This window comes from Paraburkholderia sp. LEh10, from assembly GCF_017814945.1.
GTDB lineage: Bacteria > Pseudomonadota > Gammaproteobacteria > Burkholderiales > Burkholderiaceae > Paraburkholderia.
Genome location: NZ_JAGIPX010000034.1, coordinates 21,021 through 38,348 on the forward strand (window position 1 = coordinate 21,021; position 17,328 = coordinate 38,348).

General features: G+C 63.6%; 15 protein-coding genes. 10 read left to right on the top strand and 5 right to left on the bottom strand.

The genetic code is table 11. From position 1 onward, the window contains the following. Window positions 1-108: 108 nt before the first annotated feature. From J8I87_RS25605 to J8I87_RS25620, 4 genes are all read right to left on the bottom strand, one after another. Entirely contained in the window at window positions 109-1,224 is a 1,116-nt protein-coding gene (locus J8I87_RS25605) for an ABC transporter ATP-binding protein (protein WP_209934823.1), read from the bottom strand. 117 nt (window positions 1,225-1,341) lie between these two features. Then, on the bottom strand, window positions 1,342-2,199 hold the full coding sequence (locus J8I87_RS25610) for a carbohydrate ABC transporter permease (protein ID WP_209934825.1): 858 nt from the start codon (window positions 2,197-2,199) through the stop codon (window positions 1,342-1,344). Then, on the bottom strand, window positions 2,189-3,130 hold the full coding sequence (locus J8I87_RS25615) for a carbohydrate ABC transporter permease (RefSeq protein WP_209934826.1): 942 nt from the start codon (window positions 3,128-3,130) through the stop codon (window positions 2,189-2,191). The genes J8I87_RS25610 and J8I87_RS25615 overlap by 11 nt, the downstream gene beginning before the upstream one ends. A 174-nt stretch (window positions 3,131-3,304) precedes the next feature. Further along, entirely contained in the window at window positions 3,305-4,552 is a 1,248-nt protein-coding gene (locus tag J8I87_RS25620; RefSeq protein ID WP_209934827.1) for an ABC transporter substrate-binding protein, read from the bottom strand. A gap of 532 nt (window positions 4,553-5,084) precedes the next feature. Between J8I87_RS25620 and zwf the strand changes: the two genes are divergently transcribed. The 3 genes from zwf (at window position 5,085) to J8I87_RS25635 (ending at window position 9,368) form a co-directional block, all read left to right on the top strand. Next, window positions 5,085-6,542 carry a glucose-6-phosphate dehydrogenase gene (zwf, locus tag J8I87_RS25625; protein WP_209934828.1) on the top strand — a complete coding sequence of 486 codons (1,458 nt, stop codon included), beginning with the start codon at window positions 5,085-5,087 and terminating at the stop codon, window positions 6,540-6,542. Window positions 6,543-6,766: 224 nt separating this feature from the next. After that, complete coding sequence (gene pgl / locus J8I87_RS25630) at window positions 6,767-7,474, top strand: 6-phosphogluconolactonase (RefSeq protein ID WP_209934829.1); 708 nt, start codon at window positions 6,767-6,769, stop codon at window positions 7,472-7,474. Further along, window positions 7,452-9,368, top strand: coding sequence for a bifunctional transcriptional regulator/glucokinase (locus tag J8I87_RS25635; RefSeq protein ID WP_209934831.1), 1,917 nt, complete (start codon window positions 7,452-7,454; stop codon window positions 9,366-9,368). Before pgl ends, J8I87_RS25635 begins: the two co-directional genes overlap by 23 nt. 210 nt (window positions 9,369-9,578) lie before the next feature. Here J8I87_RS25635 and J8I87_RS25640 read toward each other — a convergent pair whose 3' ends face one another. Further along, window positions 9,579-10,787 (bottom strand): Bcr/CflA family multidrug efflux MFS transporter, encoded by a 1,209-nt coding sequence (locus tag J8I87_RS25640; protein WP_209934832.1) that lies wholly within the window; start codon window positions 10,785-10,787, stop codon window positions 9,579-9,581. A 183-nt stretch (window positions 10,788-10,970) separates the two neighbouring features. Here J8I87_RS25640 and J8I87_RS25645 point away from each other — a divergent pair, with 183 nt between their 5' ends. The 7 genes from J8I87_RS25645 to nusB all read left to right on the top strand — a co-directional run bounded on the left by J8I87_RS25645 (window position 10,971) and on the right by nusB (window position 17,216). After that, window positions 10,971-11,627: a hypothetical protein gene (locus tag J8I87_RS25645; protein ID WP_209934834.1), complete on the top strand. Its 657-nt coding sequence runs from the start codon at window positions 10,971-10,973 to the stop codon at window positions 11,625-11,627. 229 nt (window positions 11,628-11,856) lie between these two features. Next, on the top strand, window positions 11,857-13,137 hold the full coding sequence (gene hemL, locus J8I87_RS25650) for a glutamate-1-semialdehyde 2,1-aminomutase (protein ID WP_209934835.1): 1,281 nt from the start codon (window positions 11,857-11,859) through the stop codon (window positions 13,135-13,137). A gap of 39 nt (window positions 13,138-13,176) precedes the next feature. Continuing rightward, window positions 13,177-14,298 carry a bifunctional diaminohydroxyphosphoribosylaminopyrimidine deaminase/5-amino-6-(5-phosphoribosylamino)uracil reductase RibD gene (gene ribD / locus J8I87_RS25655; RefSeq protein ID WP_209934839.1) on the top strand — a complete coding sequence of 374 codons (1,122 nt, stop codon included), beginning with the start codon at window positions 13,177-13,179 and terminating at the stop codon, window positions 14,296-14,298. A 21-nt stretch (window positions 14,299-14,319) separates the two neighbouring features. Then, on the top strand, window positions 14,320-14,934 hold the full coding sequence (locus J8I87_RS25660; RefSeq protein ID WP_209934840.1) for a riboflavin synthase: 615 nt from the start codon (window positions 14,320-14,322) through the stop codon (window positions 14,932-14,934). A 114-nt stretch (window positions 14,935-15,048) separates the two neighbouring features. Further along, the gene (gene ribBA, locus J8I87_RS25665; RefSeq protein ID WP_209934841.1) at window positions 15,049-16,185 is read left to right on the top strand and encodes a bifunctional 3,4-dihydroxy-2-butanone-4-phosphate synthase/GTP cyclohydrolase II; all 1,137 of its coding nucleotides are present in this window, start codon (window positions 15,049-15,051) and stop codon (window positions 16,183-16,185) included. Window positions 16,186-16,263: 78 nt separating this feature from the next. Then, window positions 16,264-16,782, top strand: coding sequence for a 6,7-dimethyl-8-ribityllumazine synthase (gene ribH, locus J8I87_RS25670; RefSeq protein ID WP_209934842.1), 519 nt, complete (start codon window positions 16,264-16,266; stop codon window positions 16,780-16,782). Beyond that, complete coding sequence (gene nusB, locus J8I87_RS25675; RefSeq protein ID WP_209934844.1) at window positions 16,779-17,216, top strand: transcription antitermination factor NusB; 438 nt, start codon at window positions 16,779-16,781, stop codon at window positions 17,214-17,216. The genes ribH and nusB overlap by 4 nt, the downstream gene beginning before the upstream one ends. Window positions 17,217-17,328 lie beyond the last annotated feature (112 nt).

Consider the following 17,328-nt stretch of genomic DNA (forward strand, 5'->3'; position numbering starts at 1 on the left):
CCCTTCGCGCAGGCAGACGAAAATCCGAGGCTCCAAAACACAGAAAGCCCCGAGCGCATCTGAAGCGCTCGGGGCTTCCTCAGGTGAATTTACCTGCGGTACTAACCCTTAAGCAATCCGCTCTTCCGTCTTAGGATCGAACAGCACAGCCTTGGACACGTCAAACATCAGCGACATGCCCTGGTCAGGCTGCGGATTCGCGCCCGGGTGAACCCGGCTAACGATGCGCTTGCCATTCACTTGCGCGAACACCAGGGTGTCAGGCCCAGTCGGCTCGATCACATCGACCTTGACGTCGATCGGTTGCAGTTTGCCGTCTTCGACGTTATGAGCATTGCGCGTATCGGTGATGCGTTCGGGGCGCAAGCCAAGAATCACTTCCTTCCCGACATGCGACTTCACCGCGCCATCGAACGGCAGATTCAGCACCGACCGCTTGACGCCCGTATCGAGTTCAAGCCCAACGCCCGAACCCTGCTCGACAACCTTGCCTTGAATGAAGTTCATCGGCGGCGCGCCGATGAACCCGGCCACAAACAGATTCGAAGGCGAATCATAAATCTCTTGCGGCGCGCCGAACTGCTGAACGATACCGTCCTTCATCACGGCAATGCGATCGCCCAACGTCATCGCCTCGATCTGATCGTGCGTCACATAGACGATCGTGGTCCCGAGGCGCTGATGCAGCAGCTTGATCTCGGAGCGCATCTCGATACGCAACTTGGCGTCGAGGTTCGACAACGGTTCGTCAAACAGGAACATCGCGGGGTCCCGCGCCAGCGCGCGGCCCATCGCAACCCGCTGCCGCTGACCGCCGGACAGCTGCCCGGGCTTGCGATCCAGCAAATGCTCGATCTGCAGCAACTTGGAAACACGAGACACGATCTGATCCTGCTCTCCCTTAGGCACCTTGCGGATATTCAACCCAAAAGAGATGTTGTCCCGAACCGTCATCGACGGATAAAGCGCATACGACTGAAACACCATCGCGATATCGCGATCCTTCGGTGAGAGGTTGTTCACCGTTTTACCGCCGATCTGAATCTCACCCTTCGTCACCGTCTCGAGACCGGCGATCATATTGAGCAGCGTCGACTTACCGCAGCCCGAGCCGCCGACAAGGATCAGAAATTGACCGTCTTCGATGTCGATGTTGACACCCTTGAGGACGGGCACCCCGTTCGGGTAGGTCTTGTACACGTCACGGATGGAAAGGCTTGCCATGCTGTGAATCCTCTAGTCTCTGTACTGCTGATGCGTCGCTAGCTGGCGACGCGAGCCGAATACCGTTCAAGCCGCCGCCCACCTCACGGAACGACGCGGGCGGCACGTCAAAGAAAATTAGCCCTTCACCGCGCCCGCCGTCAGGCCGCGCACGAAATAGCGGCCGGCAATCACGTAGACGAGCAGCGTCGGCAGCGCAGCGATAATCGCGCCCGCCATGTCGACGTTGTATTCCTTCACGCCCGTCGACGTATTCACGAGGTTGTTCAGCGCCACGGTGATCGGCATCGAATCGACGCCGGAGAACACGATACCGAACAGGAAGTCATTCCAGATCTGCGTGAATTGCCAGATCAGGCACACCATGAAGATCGGCAGCGAGATCGGCATCATGATCTTCGTGAAGATCATGAAGAACCCGGCGCCGTCGATACGCGCCGCCTTCACGAGTTCAGCCGGCACGCTCACGTAGAAGTTGCGGAAGAACATCGTCGTGAACGCGATACCGTAGACGACGTGCACCAGCACCAGCCCGCCGATCGTGTTCGACAGGCCGAAGTAGCCTTGCAGCCGCGCCATCGGCAGCAGGATCGCCTGGAATGGAATGAAGCAGCCGACCAGCAGCATCGTGAAGAACGCGTCCGCGCCGCGAAAGCGCCAGTGCGTCAGCACATAGCCATTGAACGCGCCGATGATCGACGAGATCAGCACGGCGGGAATCACCATCTTCACCGAGTTCATGAAGAACGGCTGCATGCCTTCGCAGCGCACGCCCGTACACGCTTCGCTCCACGCCTTCACCCACGGCGCGACGGTCCAGTGCGACGGCGGCGTCAGCAGGTTGCCCGTGCGCAACTGCTCGATGTCCTTGAACGACGTCGACAGCATCACGTACAGCGGGAACAGGAAGTACAGCGCAAACAGGATCAGTGCCGCGTAGATGACAGCACGGCTGATGTTCATCTTAGGCTGCATTGCGCGTGCTCCTCGATTCCAGATACATCAGCGGCACGAGCACGGCCACGACGGTCGCGAGCATCATCATCGACGACGCTGCGCCGACGCCCAGTTGCCCGCGGTTGAACGAAAACGTGTACATGAACATCGCGGGCAGCGACGACGACGTGCCCGGACCGCCCGCCGTCAACGCGACGACGAGGTCGAAGGTCTTGATCGTGATGTGGCAGAGAATCAGCAGCACCGAGAAGAACACCGGGCGCATGCTCGGAATCACGATCTTGCGATAGATGGTCGGCAGCGTCGCGCCGTCCACTTGCGCGGCCTTGAAGATTTCGCTGTCGACGCCCCGCAAACCGGCGAGGAACAGCGCCATCACGAAGCCCGTCGATTGCCATACGGCCGCGATCACGACGCAGAAAATCGCCTTGTCGGGGTCGCCCAGCCAGCCGAACGAAAAGCTGGTCCAGCCCCAGTCGTTCAGCACTTTCTGGAAACCGAGATCGGGGTTCAGAATCCACTGCCACGCCGTACCTGTCACGATGAACGACAGCGCCATCGGATACAGGAACACCGCGCGCAACGCGCCTTCGTTGCGAATCTTCTGATCGAGCAGGATCGCGAGGAACAGACCCAGGCCGACGCAGATCGCGATAAACGGAATGCCGAACCAGCCGAGGTTCTTGGCCGACGTCCACCAGACGTCGTTATCGAACAGTTCGGCGTACCGGTCCAAACCGGAGAAGTCGTAACGTGGCATCAGTCGCGATGTGGACAGCGACAGATAACCCGTAACCAGAATAAAACCGTAGACAAAGACAAGGCTGATCACGATGCTGGGCGACAACACCAGCTTCGGAATCCAGCGGTCGGCCATTGCCGCCATCGGCGACACGCGGCGCGCCGCGGGCGCCGTGCCTTTTGCGTTTCCGCTAATAGAAGCAGTCACAACTCGACTCCTGGAACTGTACCGTCAGGCATCGCCAAAGACACCGGAGCGGCGAAGGCGCGGTGATGCATTGCACCATGCACGCTCCATCGTCGCCCGGCGGGCACGCGTCTTCATTCCTTCATTAAAGACCATGCGCGCCGGGCGTTCTGCTACATCTGTGCGACGACTGCCTTACTTGGTCTTCGCAGCCTTCGCGAGTGCTGCAACGGCGCTCTTGGAGTCCTGATTCGAGTTCATGAACTTCGTCACGACGTCCGAGATCGCGCCTGCTGCTGCGTCCGGCTGAGCCATGCCGTGAGCGAGCGACGGCACATAGCCGCCGGATTTGATGGCCGTCTGTTCATCAGCGTAGGACTTCTTCGCGCAGTCGTCGAATTTATCCATCGCCACGCCGAGACGCACCGGGATCGAGCCCTTGTACAGGCTGAACTGCTCCTGGAATTCCGGGCTCATGATCGTCTTCGCGAGCGCGAGCTGGCCCGGCGTCGCAGCCTTTTGGCCCTTCTGCTGGAAGAACACGAACGAGTCGACGTTGAACGTGTACGACTTTTCCGTGCCCGGAACAGCGGCGCAGATGTAGTCCGAGCCGGACTTCTTGTTCGCGTTCGCGAACTCGCCCTTCGCCCAGTCGCCCATGAACTGCATGCCGGCCTTGCCGTTGATGACCATCGCCGTCGCGAGGTTCCAGTCACGGCCCGTGCGGCCGCTGTCGAAGTAGCCCTGGATCTTGCGGACCGTGTCGAACACGCCGACCATCTTGTCCGAGGTCAGCGTCTTCTGGTCGAGGTCGACGAGCGCCTTCCTGTAGAAGTCCGCGCCTTGCGACAGCACGACGTCTTCCCACAGCGTCAGGTCTTGCCACGGCTGGCCGCCCATCGCGATCGGCTGGATGCCGGCCGCCTTCATCTTGTCGGCGATAGCGAAGAACTCAGGCCACGTCGTCGGCACCTTGCCGCCCGCCTTGTCGAGCGCTTCCTTGTTGATGTACAGCCAGTTGACGCGGTGCACCGAGAACGGCGCCGCGACGTAGTGGCCCTCTGCGTGCATGATCTTGTCGATTTCGGGCGGCAGGTTCTTCTTCCAGTCGCCGGCGACGGAGTCGATGTTCACGAGCACGCCTTGCGATGCCCAGTCCTGGATCAGCGGGCCCTTGATCTGGGCCGCGCTCGGCGCGTTACCCGAGATCACCTGGGTCTTCAGTGCCGTCATGGCCGCCGCGCCCGCGCCGCCTGCCACCGCGAAGTCCTTCCACGTGTAACCCTGCTTCTGCAGGTCGTCCTTCAGCACGCCGACGGCCTTCGATTCGCCGCCCGACGTCCACCAGTGCAGCACTTCGACAGATTCGGCCGCCTGTGCCGTGGCGACGCCACACATCAGACCTGCGGCGCACAGGGCACCCATGATCGCACGGAATTTCATTGCTTATCTCCTCCAGACACCTGAACTAAAAACGAGTGGCCCCTGATGTCACCAGGGTGTGATGGTTGGTCAAACAGGCAATGCGCTGGACGGTCGAGCGTCGGACAGGCACCGATTGAAGCGGATGTGCCCGCGTGCCGAGGTTCGGCCGCGCGACGCTCAAGAGATGAGTGATTTGCGATGCAAGGAACTGTCTCCTCTTTTGATTTTTGCCTGCTCCGCCTTCTAACTGCGGCGCGTTGCAGACTCGAGGTGGTCCGCGCACGTCATTCGCTGAAAACGCCTTGCTCCGTCATGCCTGCGCGGTACTCGAACGGCACTCTGACGCATCGCGGAACGCGTTGTCCATTAACATGCAGGGAAGCTACGCTCACTCGCGAAAAGGCGCCTGTTCTCAGGCCCCGCACGCTTTTTTCATCGAATTCACGTTACCTCTTGATTTGGATTGTAGTTAAACTACAATTCAGTGTCAAAAAAAATTTTATCGGACTACGGGCGCCTTACAGGCCCATCGGACATCCCACGGAGACTCATGCATACCGACTCGAGCTTCACCTTTGTTCTCTTCGGCGGAACTGGCGATCTGTCGATGCGCAAGATCCTCCCTGCTCTGTATGAAGCGCACCGTGCAGGCATGCTCGCGGCGAGCGGCAAGATCGTCGCCATCGCGCGACATGAGGAAGACCGTGGCCACTATCTGCAATGGGTCAATGAACATGTAAAGACGCACGTGTCGAAGAGCGGCGTCGATGAAGACGCGTGGTCGAGCTTTCTCGATCGCATCGAGTACGTGAAGCTCGATCTCGGCCGCGCCGAAGACTTTGTGATGCTGCGCGACGCGATGCAGGACCTGCCCGGCACGCGCGTGTTCTACCTGGCGACGGGCCCGTCACTGTTCGTCCCGATCTGCCGCGCGCTCGCCTCGGTGGGCCTGAACGAAAATGCGCGCATCGTGCTCGAAAAGCCGCTCGGCTACGACCTGCGTTCGTCGAATGCGATCAACGACGCCGTCGGCGAAATCTTCGCCGAAGAGCAGATCTACCGCATCGACCACTATCTCGGCAAAGAGCCCGTGCAGAACCTGCTGGCGCTGCGCTTCGGCAATGCGCTGTTCGAGCCGCTGTGGCGCCGCGATTGGGTCGAGAGCATCCAGATCACGATTGCGGAAGAGCTCGGCGTCGAAGCGCGCGGCGACTTTTACGACAACACGGGCGCGTTGCGGGACATGGTGCAGAACCATTTGCTGCAACTGCTTTCGATCGTCGCGATGGAGCCGCCGCATTCGATGGACTCGGATTCCGTGCGCGATGAAAAGCTGCGCGTGCTGCGCGCGTTGAAGCCGGTCGATCCGCGCGACATCAGCAAGCTCGCCGTGCGCGGCCAGTATCATGCCGGCGTCATACGCGGCACGTCGGTGCCCGCGTATGCGACCGAGCCCGGCGTGAAGCCGGACAGCACGACGGAAACGTTCGTCGCGCTGAAAGTCGAGATCGAAAATTGGCGCTGGGCGGGCGTGCCGTTCTTCCTGCGCACGGGCAAGCGGCTGGCCGACCGCGTCGCGGAAATCGTCGTGAACTTCCGCCCGGTGCCGCATTCGGCGCTGGGCGCACCGGCGTTGCGCGCGGGTGCAAATCGTCTGGTGATCCGTCTGCAGCCGAACGAAACGATCCGCCTCTACTGCCTCGCGAAGAAGCCGGGCGAAGGGATGAACCTGTCGAGCGTGCACCTCGACCTCGCCTTCGACCAGTTCTTCAAGGAAGGCCAGATGGAGGCGTACCAGCGCCTGCTGCTCGACGTGATCAACGGGCGTCTCGCGCTCTTCGTGCGCCGCGACGAGCAGGAAGCGGCATGGAAGTGGGTCGAGCCGATCCTCAACGAATGGGCCGCGTCGGGCAAACCGAAGCCTTATGCGGCGGGCACGTGGGGGCCAGCGGCCGCGAGCGCGATGCTCGCGCAGCACGGCACCTGCTGGCTCGAAGAAGAGAACTGATTGACGTTTGTGCGGCGCGTTTGGTTTTGTCCTGCGATGATCGGCGTTTTGCTCGCAGCGCGCCTTGGCAGTATCGGTTGAACACAGCATGAATCGCCGGACCGGGCCTCGTTGGCGAAGGGCCGGTAGCGGCAGCAGCGGGACACATCGACGCCGGCGCACATGATGGCCGGCGTCAACCCGTGGCACTTCAGATCAAACAAAGAAAGCAGCATGGAGGAGAAGTGATCGAGCTTCACGCTTTCGACGACCCGCGCGCCCAATCCGACGCGCTGGCGAAGGCGGTCGGCGACGCGTTACATGCGTCGCTCGCCGCCGACGCGCGCGCGGCCCGCGCGCGCCCGACGACGCTTGCCGTATCCGGCGGCACGAGTCCGCGTCCGTTCCTGCACACGCTCTCCACGCAGCCGTTCGACTGGAAGCGCGTCGCTGTCACGCTCGTCGACGACCGCTGGGTGCCCGAGGCCGACGACGCGAGCAACGCCCGCCTCGCTCGCGAGACGCTGTTGCAGAACGCCGCACGTGAAGCCGCCTTCCTTCCGCTCGTGGATACGGCGCAAGCGCTCGCTGCGCAGGTCGCCGCATTGAATGGCGATGTCGCAAACGGCGCGCGTCATCTGCCCGACGTCGCCGTGCTCGGCATGGGCGAGGACGGCCACACGGCATCGATTTTCGCGGACGCGCCCGAATGGGAACACGCCGTCTCGACGGCCGAACCGTTCGTCGCCGTGCATCCCGGCGCCGCGCCGCATGCGCGCGTGAGCTGGTCGATGTCCGCGCTGAAGAAGATCGACCGGCTGTTCCTGCTGATCGCCGGTCGCAAAAAGCTCGACGTGCTCAAGGCCGCCGCAGCCGCCCCACAAAAAAATGCCATCTCCGCGTTGGCGAACGACAAGGGAGTGAGACTCGATGTCTACTGGTGTGCAAACTAAGCCTGTTCCCGGCGTGGGACAGCACGCCGACGGACCGAGGCTGCTCGCCGACATCGGCGGCACCAATGCGCGCTTCGCGCTCGAAACCGGTCCCGGCGAAATCACGCAGGTTCTCGTCTATCCGTGCGCGGACTATCCGGGCGTTGCGGAGGTTATCAAGAAGTATCTGAAGGACACCAAGATCGGCCGCGTGAATCACGCGGCGATTGCGATTGCGAACCCGGTCGACGGCGATCAGGTCAGCATGACCAATCACGACTGGACGTTCTCGATCGAAGCGACGCGCCGCGCGCTCGGTTTCGATACGCTGCTCGTCGTCAACGACTTCACCGCGCTCGCGATGGCGCTGCCCGGCCTCACCGATTCGCAGCGCGTGCAGGTGGGCGGTGGAACGCGTCGTCAGCACAGCGTGATCGGCCTGCTCGGTCCGGGCACGGGCATGGGCGTGTCCGGCCTGATTCCCGCCGACGACCGCTGGATCGCGCTCGGCAGCGAAGGCGGCCACGCGACGTTCGCGCCGATGGACGAACGCGAAGACCTGGTTCTCCAGTACGCGCGCAAGAAGTGGTCGCATGTGTCGTTCGAGCGCGTGGCGGCTGGCCCCGGCATCGAAGTGATCTATCGCGCGCTCGCGGCTCGCGACAAGAAGCGCGTGCCCGCGTCGATCGAAGTGTCGGAGATCGTCAAGAAAGGACTCGACGGCGATCCGCTCGCGGCGGAGACCATCGACGTGTTCTGCGGCATTCTGGGCACGTTCGCCGGCAATATCGCGGTGACGCTCGGTGCGCTGGGCGGCATCTATATCGGCGGCGGCGTCGTGCCGCGCCTGGGCGAAGTGTTCGCGCGCTCGTCGTTCCGTCAGCGCTTCGAGGCGAAGGGCCGCTTCGAGTCTTATCTGAAGAACGTGCCGACGTACGTGATCACGGCGGAGTATCCGGCGTTTCTCGGCGTGTCGGCGATTCTCGCGGAGCAACTGTCGAATCGCGCGGGCGGCAGCTCGTCGGCCGTGTTCGAGCGGATTCGCCAGATGCGCGATGCGTTGACGCCTGCCGAGCGGCGCGTCGCGGATCTCGCGCTGAATCATCCGCGTTCGATCATCAATGATCCCATCGTCGATATCGCGCGCAAGGCCGACGTGAGCCAGCCGACCGTCATCCGGTTCTGCCGTTCGCTCGGCTGCCAGGGCCTGTCCGATTTCAAGCTCAAGCTGGCGACGGGGCTGACGGGCACGATTCCCGTCTCGCACAGCCAGGTTCATCTCGGCGATACGGCGACGGACTTCGGCGCGAAGGTGCTCGACAATACCGTGTCGGCGATCCTGCAGTTGCGCGAGCACTTGAACTTCGAGCATGTCGAGGCGGCGATCGATCTGTTGAACAGCGCGCGGCGCATCGAGTTCTACGGTCTTGGCAACTCGAACATCGTCGCGCAGGACGCGCACTACAAATTCTTCCGCTTCGGCATTCCGACGATCGCTTATGGCGACCTGTACATGCAGGCTGCGTCGGCGGCGCTGCTCGGCAAGGGCGACGTGATCGTCGCGGTGTCGAAGTCAGGACGCGCGCCGGAACTGCTGCGCGTGCTCGAAGTGGCGATGCAGGCAGGCGCGAAGGTGATCGCGATCACGTCGAGCAACACGCCGCTGGCCAAACGCGCGACAGTCGCGCTGGAAACCGATCACATCGAAATTCGCGAGTCGCAGTTGTCGATGATCTCGCGGATCTTGCATCTTCTGATGATTGACGTCCTGGCTGTTGGCGTCGCGATCCGGCGTGCTGCTCCGGCGTCGGAGGTGAGCGCGGCGGTCACGAAGGCGCGTAAGGGGGCAGATGACGATACGTCGGCCGTGCTCGACTGGCTCAGTCATGGGGCTGCCGCTTCGCCGAGAGATTGACGGTTGGGCACGCGGCGATTTGCGCCTCGCGGCGCGGGTATTCGTGTTCGGGTTCCTAACTTTGCGCGGGCGTCAGCGCCGGGGTTTGTTCTGCCCCGCGCCGGTTGCCCGCGATAGCGGCAAAACAACCCGCTTCGCAAATGTCCAAAAAAGGGCCAAGAAAGGGCGATACGAATCACCAGCGGCAACAAGTCGCCGTCGCAAACACCCCTACACTGCGGGCCGCCCATGCCAGCGCACCACCAACGCTCGCCCAACAAAGCACAACGAACCCGCAACTGCGATCGTCACCCCCATCCCTTGCGGCGAGCCGTCATGCCACAGCCCGACCGCAAAACTCGACAGCGCGCCGAGCGCAAGCTGCATCGCGCCAAACACGGCCGCCGCCGCGCCTGCGTTCCGCGGATAGCGGTGCATCAGATCAGTTGTGCAATTGGCCGACAGCAAACCGACCACACCGACCACGAAAAATAGTCCGGCGACGATCGACCACAGCCCACCCCACCCCGTCAAACACATCAGCGCAACGTACAGCGACGCGACGAAGCTGATCGTCGCCGCAACAGAAATCACGGGCAGCGGGCCGGTACGCCCGACAACCCGCGTATTGATGAAGTTGCCGAGCATGATGCCGATGATGTTCAGCCCGAACAGAAAGCCGTAATGCTGCGCCGACACGTGGAAGTACTCGATATAGACGAAGGGCGTCGCAGTGATGTACGCGAACATCGACGCGAACGCCATCCCGCCGCACAGCATATGCCCCCACGTGACGGGGTCTTTCAGCAGCTTGCCGTATGCCCCGAAAGACTGAAACACGGCGCCATGCGCGCGCATTTCGCGAGGCCAGGTTTCGGGCACGCGCATGAACGCGGTCACCGCGCAGGCTGCGCCGAAAATCGTCAACGCGACGAAGACCACCCGCCAGCCGCCCAGCAACAGCAATTGCCCGCCGATCAGCGGCGCGAGCAACGGGCCGACGGACGTGACGATGGCGAGCATCGACAGCACGCGGGCCGCATCGGACGGTCCGTGCGCGTCGCGGGCGATCGCGCGCGCGAGCACCGACGCCGCGCCTGCCCCGAGCGCCTGAACGAAGCGGAACGTGACGAGCGCGCCGATCGACAGCGACATCGCGCAGGCAATGGTTGCAAGCGTGTACATGACAATCCCGCCGAGCAGCACCGGCCGCCGCCCATACGCGTCGGACATCGGCCCGTACAGCAGCATGCCGATCGAAAAACCGAGCATGAAGCTGGTCAGCGTGCTCTGCGCGGCGCCCGCGCTGACGCTGAACGCCTGCGTGATCGACGGCAGGCTGGGCAGATACATATCGATCGAAATCGGCCCGCACGCGGCAAGCGCGCCGAGCAGCAGAATCAGCCGGATATCCGGCCGGGATCTGGCGACATGAGACATGGGATTCCATTGAGAAGCCACGTGCAAAGACCGGCCCGAAACAGGCCGCGCATCATGGCGGATACGGCCCCCGATTGTAACTGACGGCTGCGGTTGCCCCTCGCGAAGGCGCGGCCGGACGGCCTTTCTCGCCTGATCGGTTAAGCTGGCCGTCCGTACTTTCGATACAGACCTTCGACCCGGATGACCGCCTTTCTGCTGATCTGGAGCCCCAGGAAGTGGCCGTGGCCCGAACTGCCGGACGTGGCAAAACGCGTCGCGGCGGGCGAAGCCGTCACCGACGTGTGGGGCTGCGGCTTCTCGCGCAGCATCCTGCCGGGCGACCGCGTGTTCATTCATCGCGTGACGCTCGAACCCAAGGGCGTGTTCGCGTCGGGCTACGTCACGCGCGCGCCATATGAAGTGCCCGACGCGACCAAAAAGCGCGGCTACCGGCTGTGCGTCGACTTCGTGTACGACTACCTTGCCGACGCGCATCACGAAGTCGTGATTTCGCGCGACGAACTGCGCAAGCATCCATTCTCCGTCCAGACATGGGACGCGCAAACGTCGGGCATCTCAATCAAGCCGATTGCAGAAGGCGCGCTTGAAAAGCTGTGGATCGAACGGACGGGCAGGCGCGCGCGGCCCGTCGTCGCGCCGCAGACCGGCGAGCCGGCGAAGTCGACAAAGGAAAAAGCCACGCAAGCCTGGAGCGCCGCGAACAAGGCGGCGGCCGGCAAGCGCGCGGCGCGGGTCGCGATGTACTTCGGTCCGGCCCGGCGCGCCGGCGGCACGCCCGGCGATGGCAACGGCGGTGGCGACGGCAATGACGGCGGCAACCCTGGCGGCGACGCCTGAGCGACGCCTGAGCGACGCCTGAGCGCCGCCCGCAACGCGTTGCCACGCCGCCTGGCTCACGGCTGGTTCGACACGACTCCGGTACAATTTCGTGAGTTCGCTCTTACGGCGAGTGCGGTGCGCTGCGCGCTTCTGCGCCGTTCGCGCCGCATCGCTGCCGCCCTTGTATGCACTCGCGCCCGTCAAGGCCATCCGACGCGCGAGCCCAACCCAAGCAGGTCCAACGCTCATGTCCAGCAATCAAGAACTCTTCGAACGCGCCCAGAAAACGATTCCAGGCGGGGTCAATTCGCCCGTGCGCGCGTTCCGCTCGGTCGGCGGCACGCCGCGTTTCATCGAACGCGCGCAAGGCGCGTACTTCTGGGACGCCGAGGGCAAGCGCTATATCGACTACATCGGCTCGTGGGGACCGATGATCGTCGGGCACGTGCACCCTGACGTGCTGGAGGCCGTGCAGCGCGTGCTGGTGAACGGCTTCTCATTCGGCGCGCCGACGCAAGCCGAGATCGAGATCGCCGAGGAAATCTGCAAGCTCGTGCCTTCGATGGAACAGGTGCGGATGGTGTCGAGCGGCACGGAAGCGACGATGAGCGCGCTGCGCCTCGCACGCGGTTTCACGAACCGCAGCCGCATCGTCAAGTTCGAAGGCTGCTATCACGGTCACGCGGACAGCCTGCTCGTGAAGGCGGGCTCGGGCCTGCTGACGTTCGGCAACCCGACTTCGGCGGGCGTGCCCGTCGATATCGCGAAGCACACTACCGTGCTCGAATACAACAACGTCGCGGCGCTCGAGGAAGCGTTCAAGACCTTCGGCAACGAGATCGCTTCCGTGATCGTCGAACCGGTTGCGGGCAACATGAACCTCGTGCGCGCGACGCCGGAATTTCTCGGCGCGCTGCGCCGCCTGTGCACGGAGTACGGCTCGGTGCTGATCTTCGACGAAGTGATGTGCGGGTTCCGCGTTGCGCTGGGCGGCGCGCAGCAGTTGTACGGCATCACGCCGGACCTCACGTGTCTGGGCAAGGTGATCGGTGGCGGCATGCCTGCGGCGGCTTTCGGCGGACGGCGCGACATCATGGCCCATCTCGCGCCGCTCGGCGGCGTGTATCAGGCGGGCACGCTGTCGGGCAATCCCATCGCGGTGGCGGCGGGTCTCAAGACGCTGCAACTGATCCAGGCACCGGGCTTCTACGACGCACTGACGCGTCAAACGACGCGCCTCGTGCAAGGCCTGACGCAAGCCGCGCGTGAAGCGAAGGTGCCGTTCGCGGCAGACTCGGTCGGCGGCATGTTCGGCCTGTACTTCGCCGAGTCCGTGCCGGGCAGCTTCGCGGAAATTTCGCGCTGCGACGTGCCGCGCTTCAATGCGTTCTTCCACAAGATGCTCGATGCGGGCGTGTACTTCGCGCCTTCCGCGTACGAGGCAGGCTTCGTGTCGAGCGCGCACGACGACGCGATCGTCGACGCCACGATCGAAGCGGCGCACGGCGCATTCAAGTCGCTCGCCTGACCGACGCTGACGAAATACTGAACGGATAACACGACGCCGATGTTCTCGCAGACCGATTTCGTCCATATGGAACGTGCGCTGGCCCTCGCCTTGCGCGGCTTGTACACGACCGACCCGAATCCGCGCGTCGGCTGCGTGCTGGTGAAGAACGGCGAGGTGATCGGCGAAGGCTACACGCAGCCGGCCGGTCACGATCACGCGGAAATCCAGGCGCTGAAAGACGCGCGCAAGCGCGGCAACGATCCCAAAGGCGCAACCGCCTACGTGACGCTCGAACCGTGCAGCCACTTCGGCCGCACGCCGCCGTGCGCGAATGCGCTGATCGAGGCGAAGCTCGCGCGCGTGGTCGCGGCGATGGAAGATCCGAACCCGCGCGTGTCGGGACGCGGCCTCTCGATGCTGCGCGACGCAGGCATCGAAGTGCGCTGCGGCCTGCTCGAAACGGAAGCGCACGAGCTGAACATCGGCTTCGTGTCGCGGATGACGCGCGGACGGCCGTGGGTGCGGATGAAGGTTGCCGCTTCGCTGGATGGCCGCACGGGCTTGCCGTCGGGCGAAAGCCAGTGGATCACGAGCGAGGCGGCGCGCAACGACGGCCACGCCTGGCGCGCGCGCGCGTCCGCGATCCTGACTGGCATCGGCACCGTGAAGGAAGACGATCCGCGCATGACCGTGCGCGCCGTCGATACGCCGCGCCAGCCGCATCGCGTACTGATCGACAGCCAGCTCGAAGTGCCGCCCGAAGCGCAGATTCTCGCGGGCGCGCCGACGCTGATTTTCTGCAGCGCGCTCACGCCGCTGCTCGAAGAACGCGCTGCCGCGCTGCACGATCGCGGCGCGGAGATCGTGCCGCTCGCGAATGAGCAAGGCAAGGTCGACTTGCCGCGCATGCTCGAAGAACTCGCAAAGCGCGAAGTCAACGAACTGCACGTGGAGGCCGGCTACAAGCTGAATGGTTCGCTCCTGCGCGAAGGCTGCGTCGATGAGCTGCTGATCTATCTCGCGCCGAGCCTGCTCGGCAACGACTCGATGAGCATGTTCAATCTCGCCGCGCCCGGCTCGCTCGACGCGCGCACGCAACTCGAATTTCATGCCGTGGACCGGATCGGCAGCGACGTGCGGATTCTCGCGCGCCTGATGCCGCTGCCGCCCGCGCATTGACCGAAAAAAGGACACGACACGATGTTTACCGGAATTGTTGCGGCTGTCGGCCGCATTGCATCGATCAAGCCGCTTGGCAGCGAGCCGGACGCGGGCGTTCGCCTGACCGTCGAAGCGGGCGGCCTCGACCTCGAAGATGTGCAGCTGGGCGACAGCATTGCGATCCAGGGCGCGTGCATGACCGTGATCGAAAAGTCGGCGACCTCGTTCGACGTGGACGTTTCGCGCGAAAGCCTCAACCGCACGGCGGGTCTCGCCGATGCGGGCGAAGTGAACCTCGAAAAGGCGCTGCGCTCGCACGATCGCCTCGGCGGCCATATCGTGTCGGGCCATGTGGACGGCCTCGGCACGGTGACGCGCTTCGCACGCGTAGGCGAATCGCACGAACTGCGCGTGCTCGCGCCGCGCGAGATCGGCAGGTATCTCGCGTACAAAGGCTCGATCACCGTGAACGGCGTGAGCCTCACCGTGAACTCCGTGACGGACGGCGACGACGGCTGCGAGTTTTCGATCAATCTGATTCCGCATACGGTTGAAGTGACCACGCTCAAGGCTTTGAAGGAAGGCGCGAAGGTCAATCTGGAGATCGACCTGATCGCACGCTACGTCGAGCGGATGCTCAACGCGCCGAAGTAGTCTCGCGCGCCGGCTGGCGGCTGAACATTCGTCCGAATGGCATATGCCGTTCGGACGGGCGACTTGCCGGGCGGCGTGGCGTAAAATACGCGCTTTCCCAAACTTCTCGCCAACATGACCCTCGCCTCCACTCTCGAAATCATCGCCGAGCTCAAAGCTGGCCGGATGGTGATTCTTGTCGACGAAGAAGACCGCGAAAACGAGGGCGACCTCGTCATCGCAGCGGAATTCATCACGCCGGAAGCGATCAACTTCATGGCCCGCTACGGCCGCGGCCTGATCTGTCTGACGCTCACGCAAGAACGCTGCAAGCTGCTGAACCTGCCGCTGATGACGCACCGCAACGGCACGCAATACGGCACGGCTTTCACGGTCAGCATCGAAGCCGCCGAAGGCGTCACCACGGGCATTTCGGCGGCCGACCGTGCGCACACCATCGCCACAGCCGTCGCGGCGAACGCGCGCACCGAGGACATCGTCCAGCCGGGCCACGTGTTCCCGATCATGGCGCAGCCTGGCGGCGTGCTCGTGCGCGCGGGCCACACGGAAGCCGGCTGCGACTTCACGGCGCTTGCTGGCCTCACGCCCGCCGCGGTGATCTGCGAAATCATCAAGGACGACGGCACGATGGCGCGCCTGCCCGACCTGCTGACGTTCGCCCAGGAGCACGGCCTGAAGATCGGCACGATAGCCGACCTGATCCACTATCGCAGCCGCACGGAATCGATCGTCGAGCGCGTGTGCGAACGCACGATGCAGACGGTGCATGGCCCGTTCCGCGCGGTGATGTATCTGGACCAGCCGAGTGGCCAGCCGCATATGGCGCTGGTGCGCGGTACGCCGACGCCCGAGCGCGAAACGCTGGTGCGCGTGCATGAGCCGCTGTCGGTACTGGATCTGCTCGAAGTCGGCCGCTCCACGCACTCGTGGACGCTCGACGCCGCGATGAAGGAAATCGCCGCGCGCGACCATGGCGTGATCGTGCTGCTGAACTGCGGCGACTCGAAGGAACACATGATCGACGTGTTCAAGGCATTCGACGAAAAAAGCCGGGCCGAAGCGCTCAAGCGCCGCCCGGTGGACTTCAAGACATATGGCATCGGCGCGCAGATTCTGCGCGAACTCGGTGTCGGCAAGATGCAGGTGCTGTCGAACCCGCGCAAGCTGGGCAGCATGTCCGGCTACGGGCTCGAAGTGACCGGCTTCGTGCCGATGCCGGGCAGCGCGGCCGAAAAGCCGCAGAACTGTTGAACGCTCCAGCTGCTTTCAAGCCCAGTTTTTGCATCGTTTTCGCTCATCTGCGCTTAACCAACACATTACGGACCTCATATGGAAATCGGACAATACCAACCGAATCTCGACGGCGACGGTCTGCGCATTGGCATCGTCCAATCGCGCTTTAACGAACCCGTCTGCAATGGCCTCGCCGACGCATGTATCGAAGAACTCGAACGCCTCGGCGTGACGGGCGAAGACGTGCTGCTCGTCACAGTGCCGGGCGCGCTGGAAATCCCGCTCGCGCTGCAAAAACTCGCCGAAAGCGGCCAGTTCGACGCGCTGATCGCGCTGGGCGCGGTCATCCGCGGCGAGACGTATCACTTCGAACTCGTGTCGAACGAAAGCGGATCGGGCATCTCGCGCATCGCGCTCGACTTCGGCATTCCCGTCGCGAACGCCGTGCTGACGACGGAAACGGACGAACAGGCCGTCGCACGCATGACCGAAAAGGGCCGTGACGCCGCGCGCACCGCCGTCGAAATGGCGAACCTCGCGGTCGCGCTCGAGCAACTGGACGGCGACGAGGACGACGAAGGCGAAGACGAGGACGACGAAGAGGAACGGGCATGAAGAGCGCACGCCGACGCTCCCGCGAACTGGCCACGCAGGGGCTTTATCAGTGGCTGCTGTCGGGTTCGCCGGCAGGTGAGATCGACGCGCAACTGCGTGGCGCGCAGGGTTTCGACAAGGCCGACCATGAGCATCTGGACGCGATCCTGCATGGCGTGATCCGCGATTCGGAGGCGCTGTCCGCCGATCTCACGCCCTGTCTCGATCGCCCCATCGACCAGTTGTCGCCCGTCGAGCGCGCTGTGCTGCTCGTCGCCGCCTACGAGCTGAAGAATCACATCGACATTCCGTATCGCGTGGTCATCAACGAAGCCGTCGAGCTGGCGAAGACCTTCGGCGGCGCGGACGGCTACAAGTACGTGAATGGCGTGCTGGACAAGCTATCGGTAAATCTGCGGGCCGCGGAAACGCAGGCAGGCGGCCGCAAGCAGTAAGCGAGGTCCATCGGCGTGGCTGGCTTGCGTTGCCGCTGATGCAGGCGGGTCCGGCGTTACGCTGACCCGCCTTTGTTTTTTGCGCGGTCGCGATTGTCCGTGCGCTTTTGTA

What these genes read in the sequence shown, in the direction of transcription:
- nusB (WP_209934844.1), top strand. Translation starts at nt 16,779, where the DNA reads ATGAAGAGCGCACGCCGACGCTCCCGCGAACTGGCCACGCAGGGGCTT.
- ribD (WP_209934839.1), top strand. Translation starts at nt 13,177, where the DNA reads ATGTTCTCGCAGACCGATTTCGTCCATATGGAACGTGCGCTGGCCCTC.
- zwf (WP_209934828.1), top strand. Translation starts at nt 5,085, where the DNA reads ATGCATACCGACTCGAGCTTCACCTTTGTTCTCTTCGGCGGAACTGGC.
- ribBA (WP_209934841.1), top strand. Translation starts at nt 15,049, where the DNA reads ATGACCCTCGCCTCCACTCTCGAAATCATCGCCGAGCTCAAAGCTGGC.
- J8I87_RS25660 (WP_209934840.1), top strand. Translation starts at nt 14,320, where the DNA reads ATGTTTACCGGAATTGTTGCGGCTGTCGGCCGCATTGCATCGATCAAG.
- J8I87_RS25605 (WP_209934823.1), bottom strand. Translation starts at nt 1,224, where the DNA reads ATGGCAAGCCTTTCCATCCGTGACGTGTACAAGACCTACCCGAACGGG.
- J8I87_RS25640 (WP_209934832.1), bottom strand. Translation starts at nt 10,787, where the DNA reads ATGTCTCATGTCGCCAGATCCCGGCCGGATATCCGGCTGATTCTGCTG.
- J8I87_RS25645 (WP_209934834.1), top strand. Translation starts at nt 10,971, where the DNA reads ATGACCGCCTTTCTGCTGATCTGGAGCCCCAGGAAGTGGCCGTGGCCC.
- J8I87_RS25635 (WP_209934831.1), top strand. Translation starts at nt 7,452, where the DNA reads ATGTCTACTGGTGTGCAAACTAAGCCTGTTCCCGGCGTGGGACAGCAC.
- J8I87_RS25620 (WP_209934827.1), bottom strand. Translation starts at nt 4,552, where the DNA reads ATGAAATTCCGTGCGATCATGGGTGCCCTGTGCGCCGCAGGTCTGATG.
- hemL (WP_209934835.1), top strand. Translation starts at nt 11,857, where the DNA reads ATGTCCAGCAATCAAGAACTCTTCGAACGCGCCCAGAAAACGATTCCA.
- J8I87_RS25610 (WP_209934825.1), bottom strand. Translation starts at nt 2,199, where the DNA reads ATGCAGCCTAAGATGAACATCAGCCGTGCTGTCATCTACGCGGCACTG.
- ribH (WP_209934842.1), top strand. Translation starts at nt 16,264, where the DNA reads ATGGAAATCGGACAATACCAACCGAATCTCGACGGCGACGGTCTGCGC.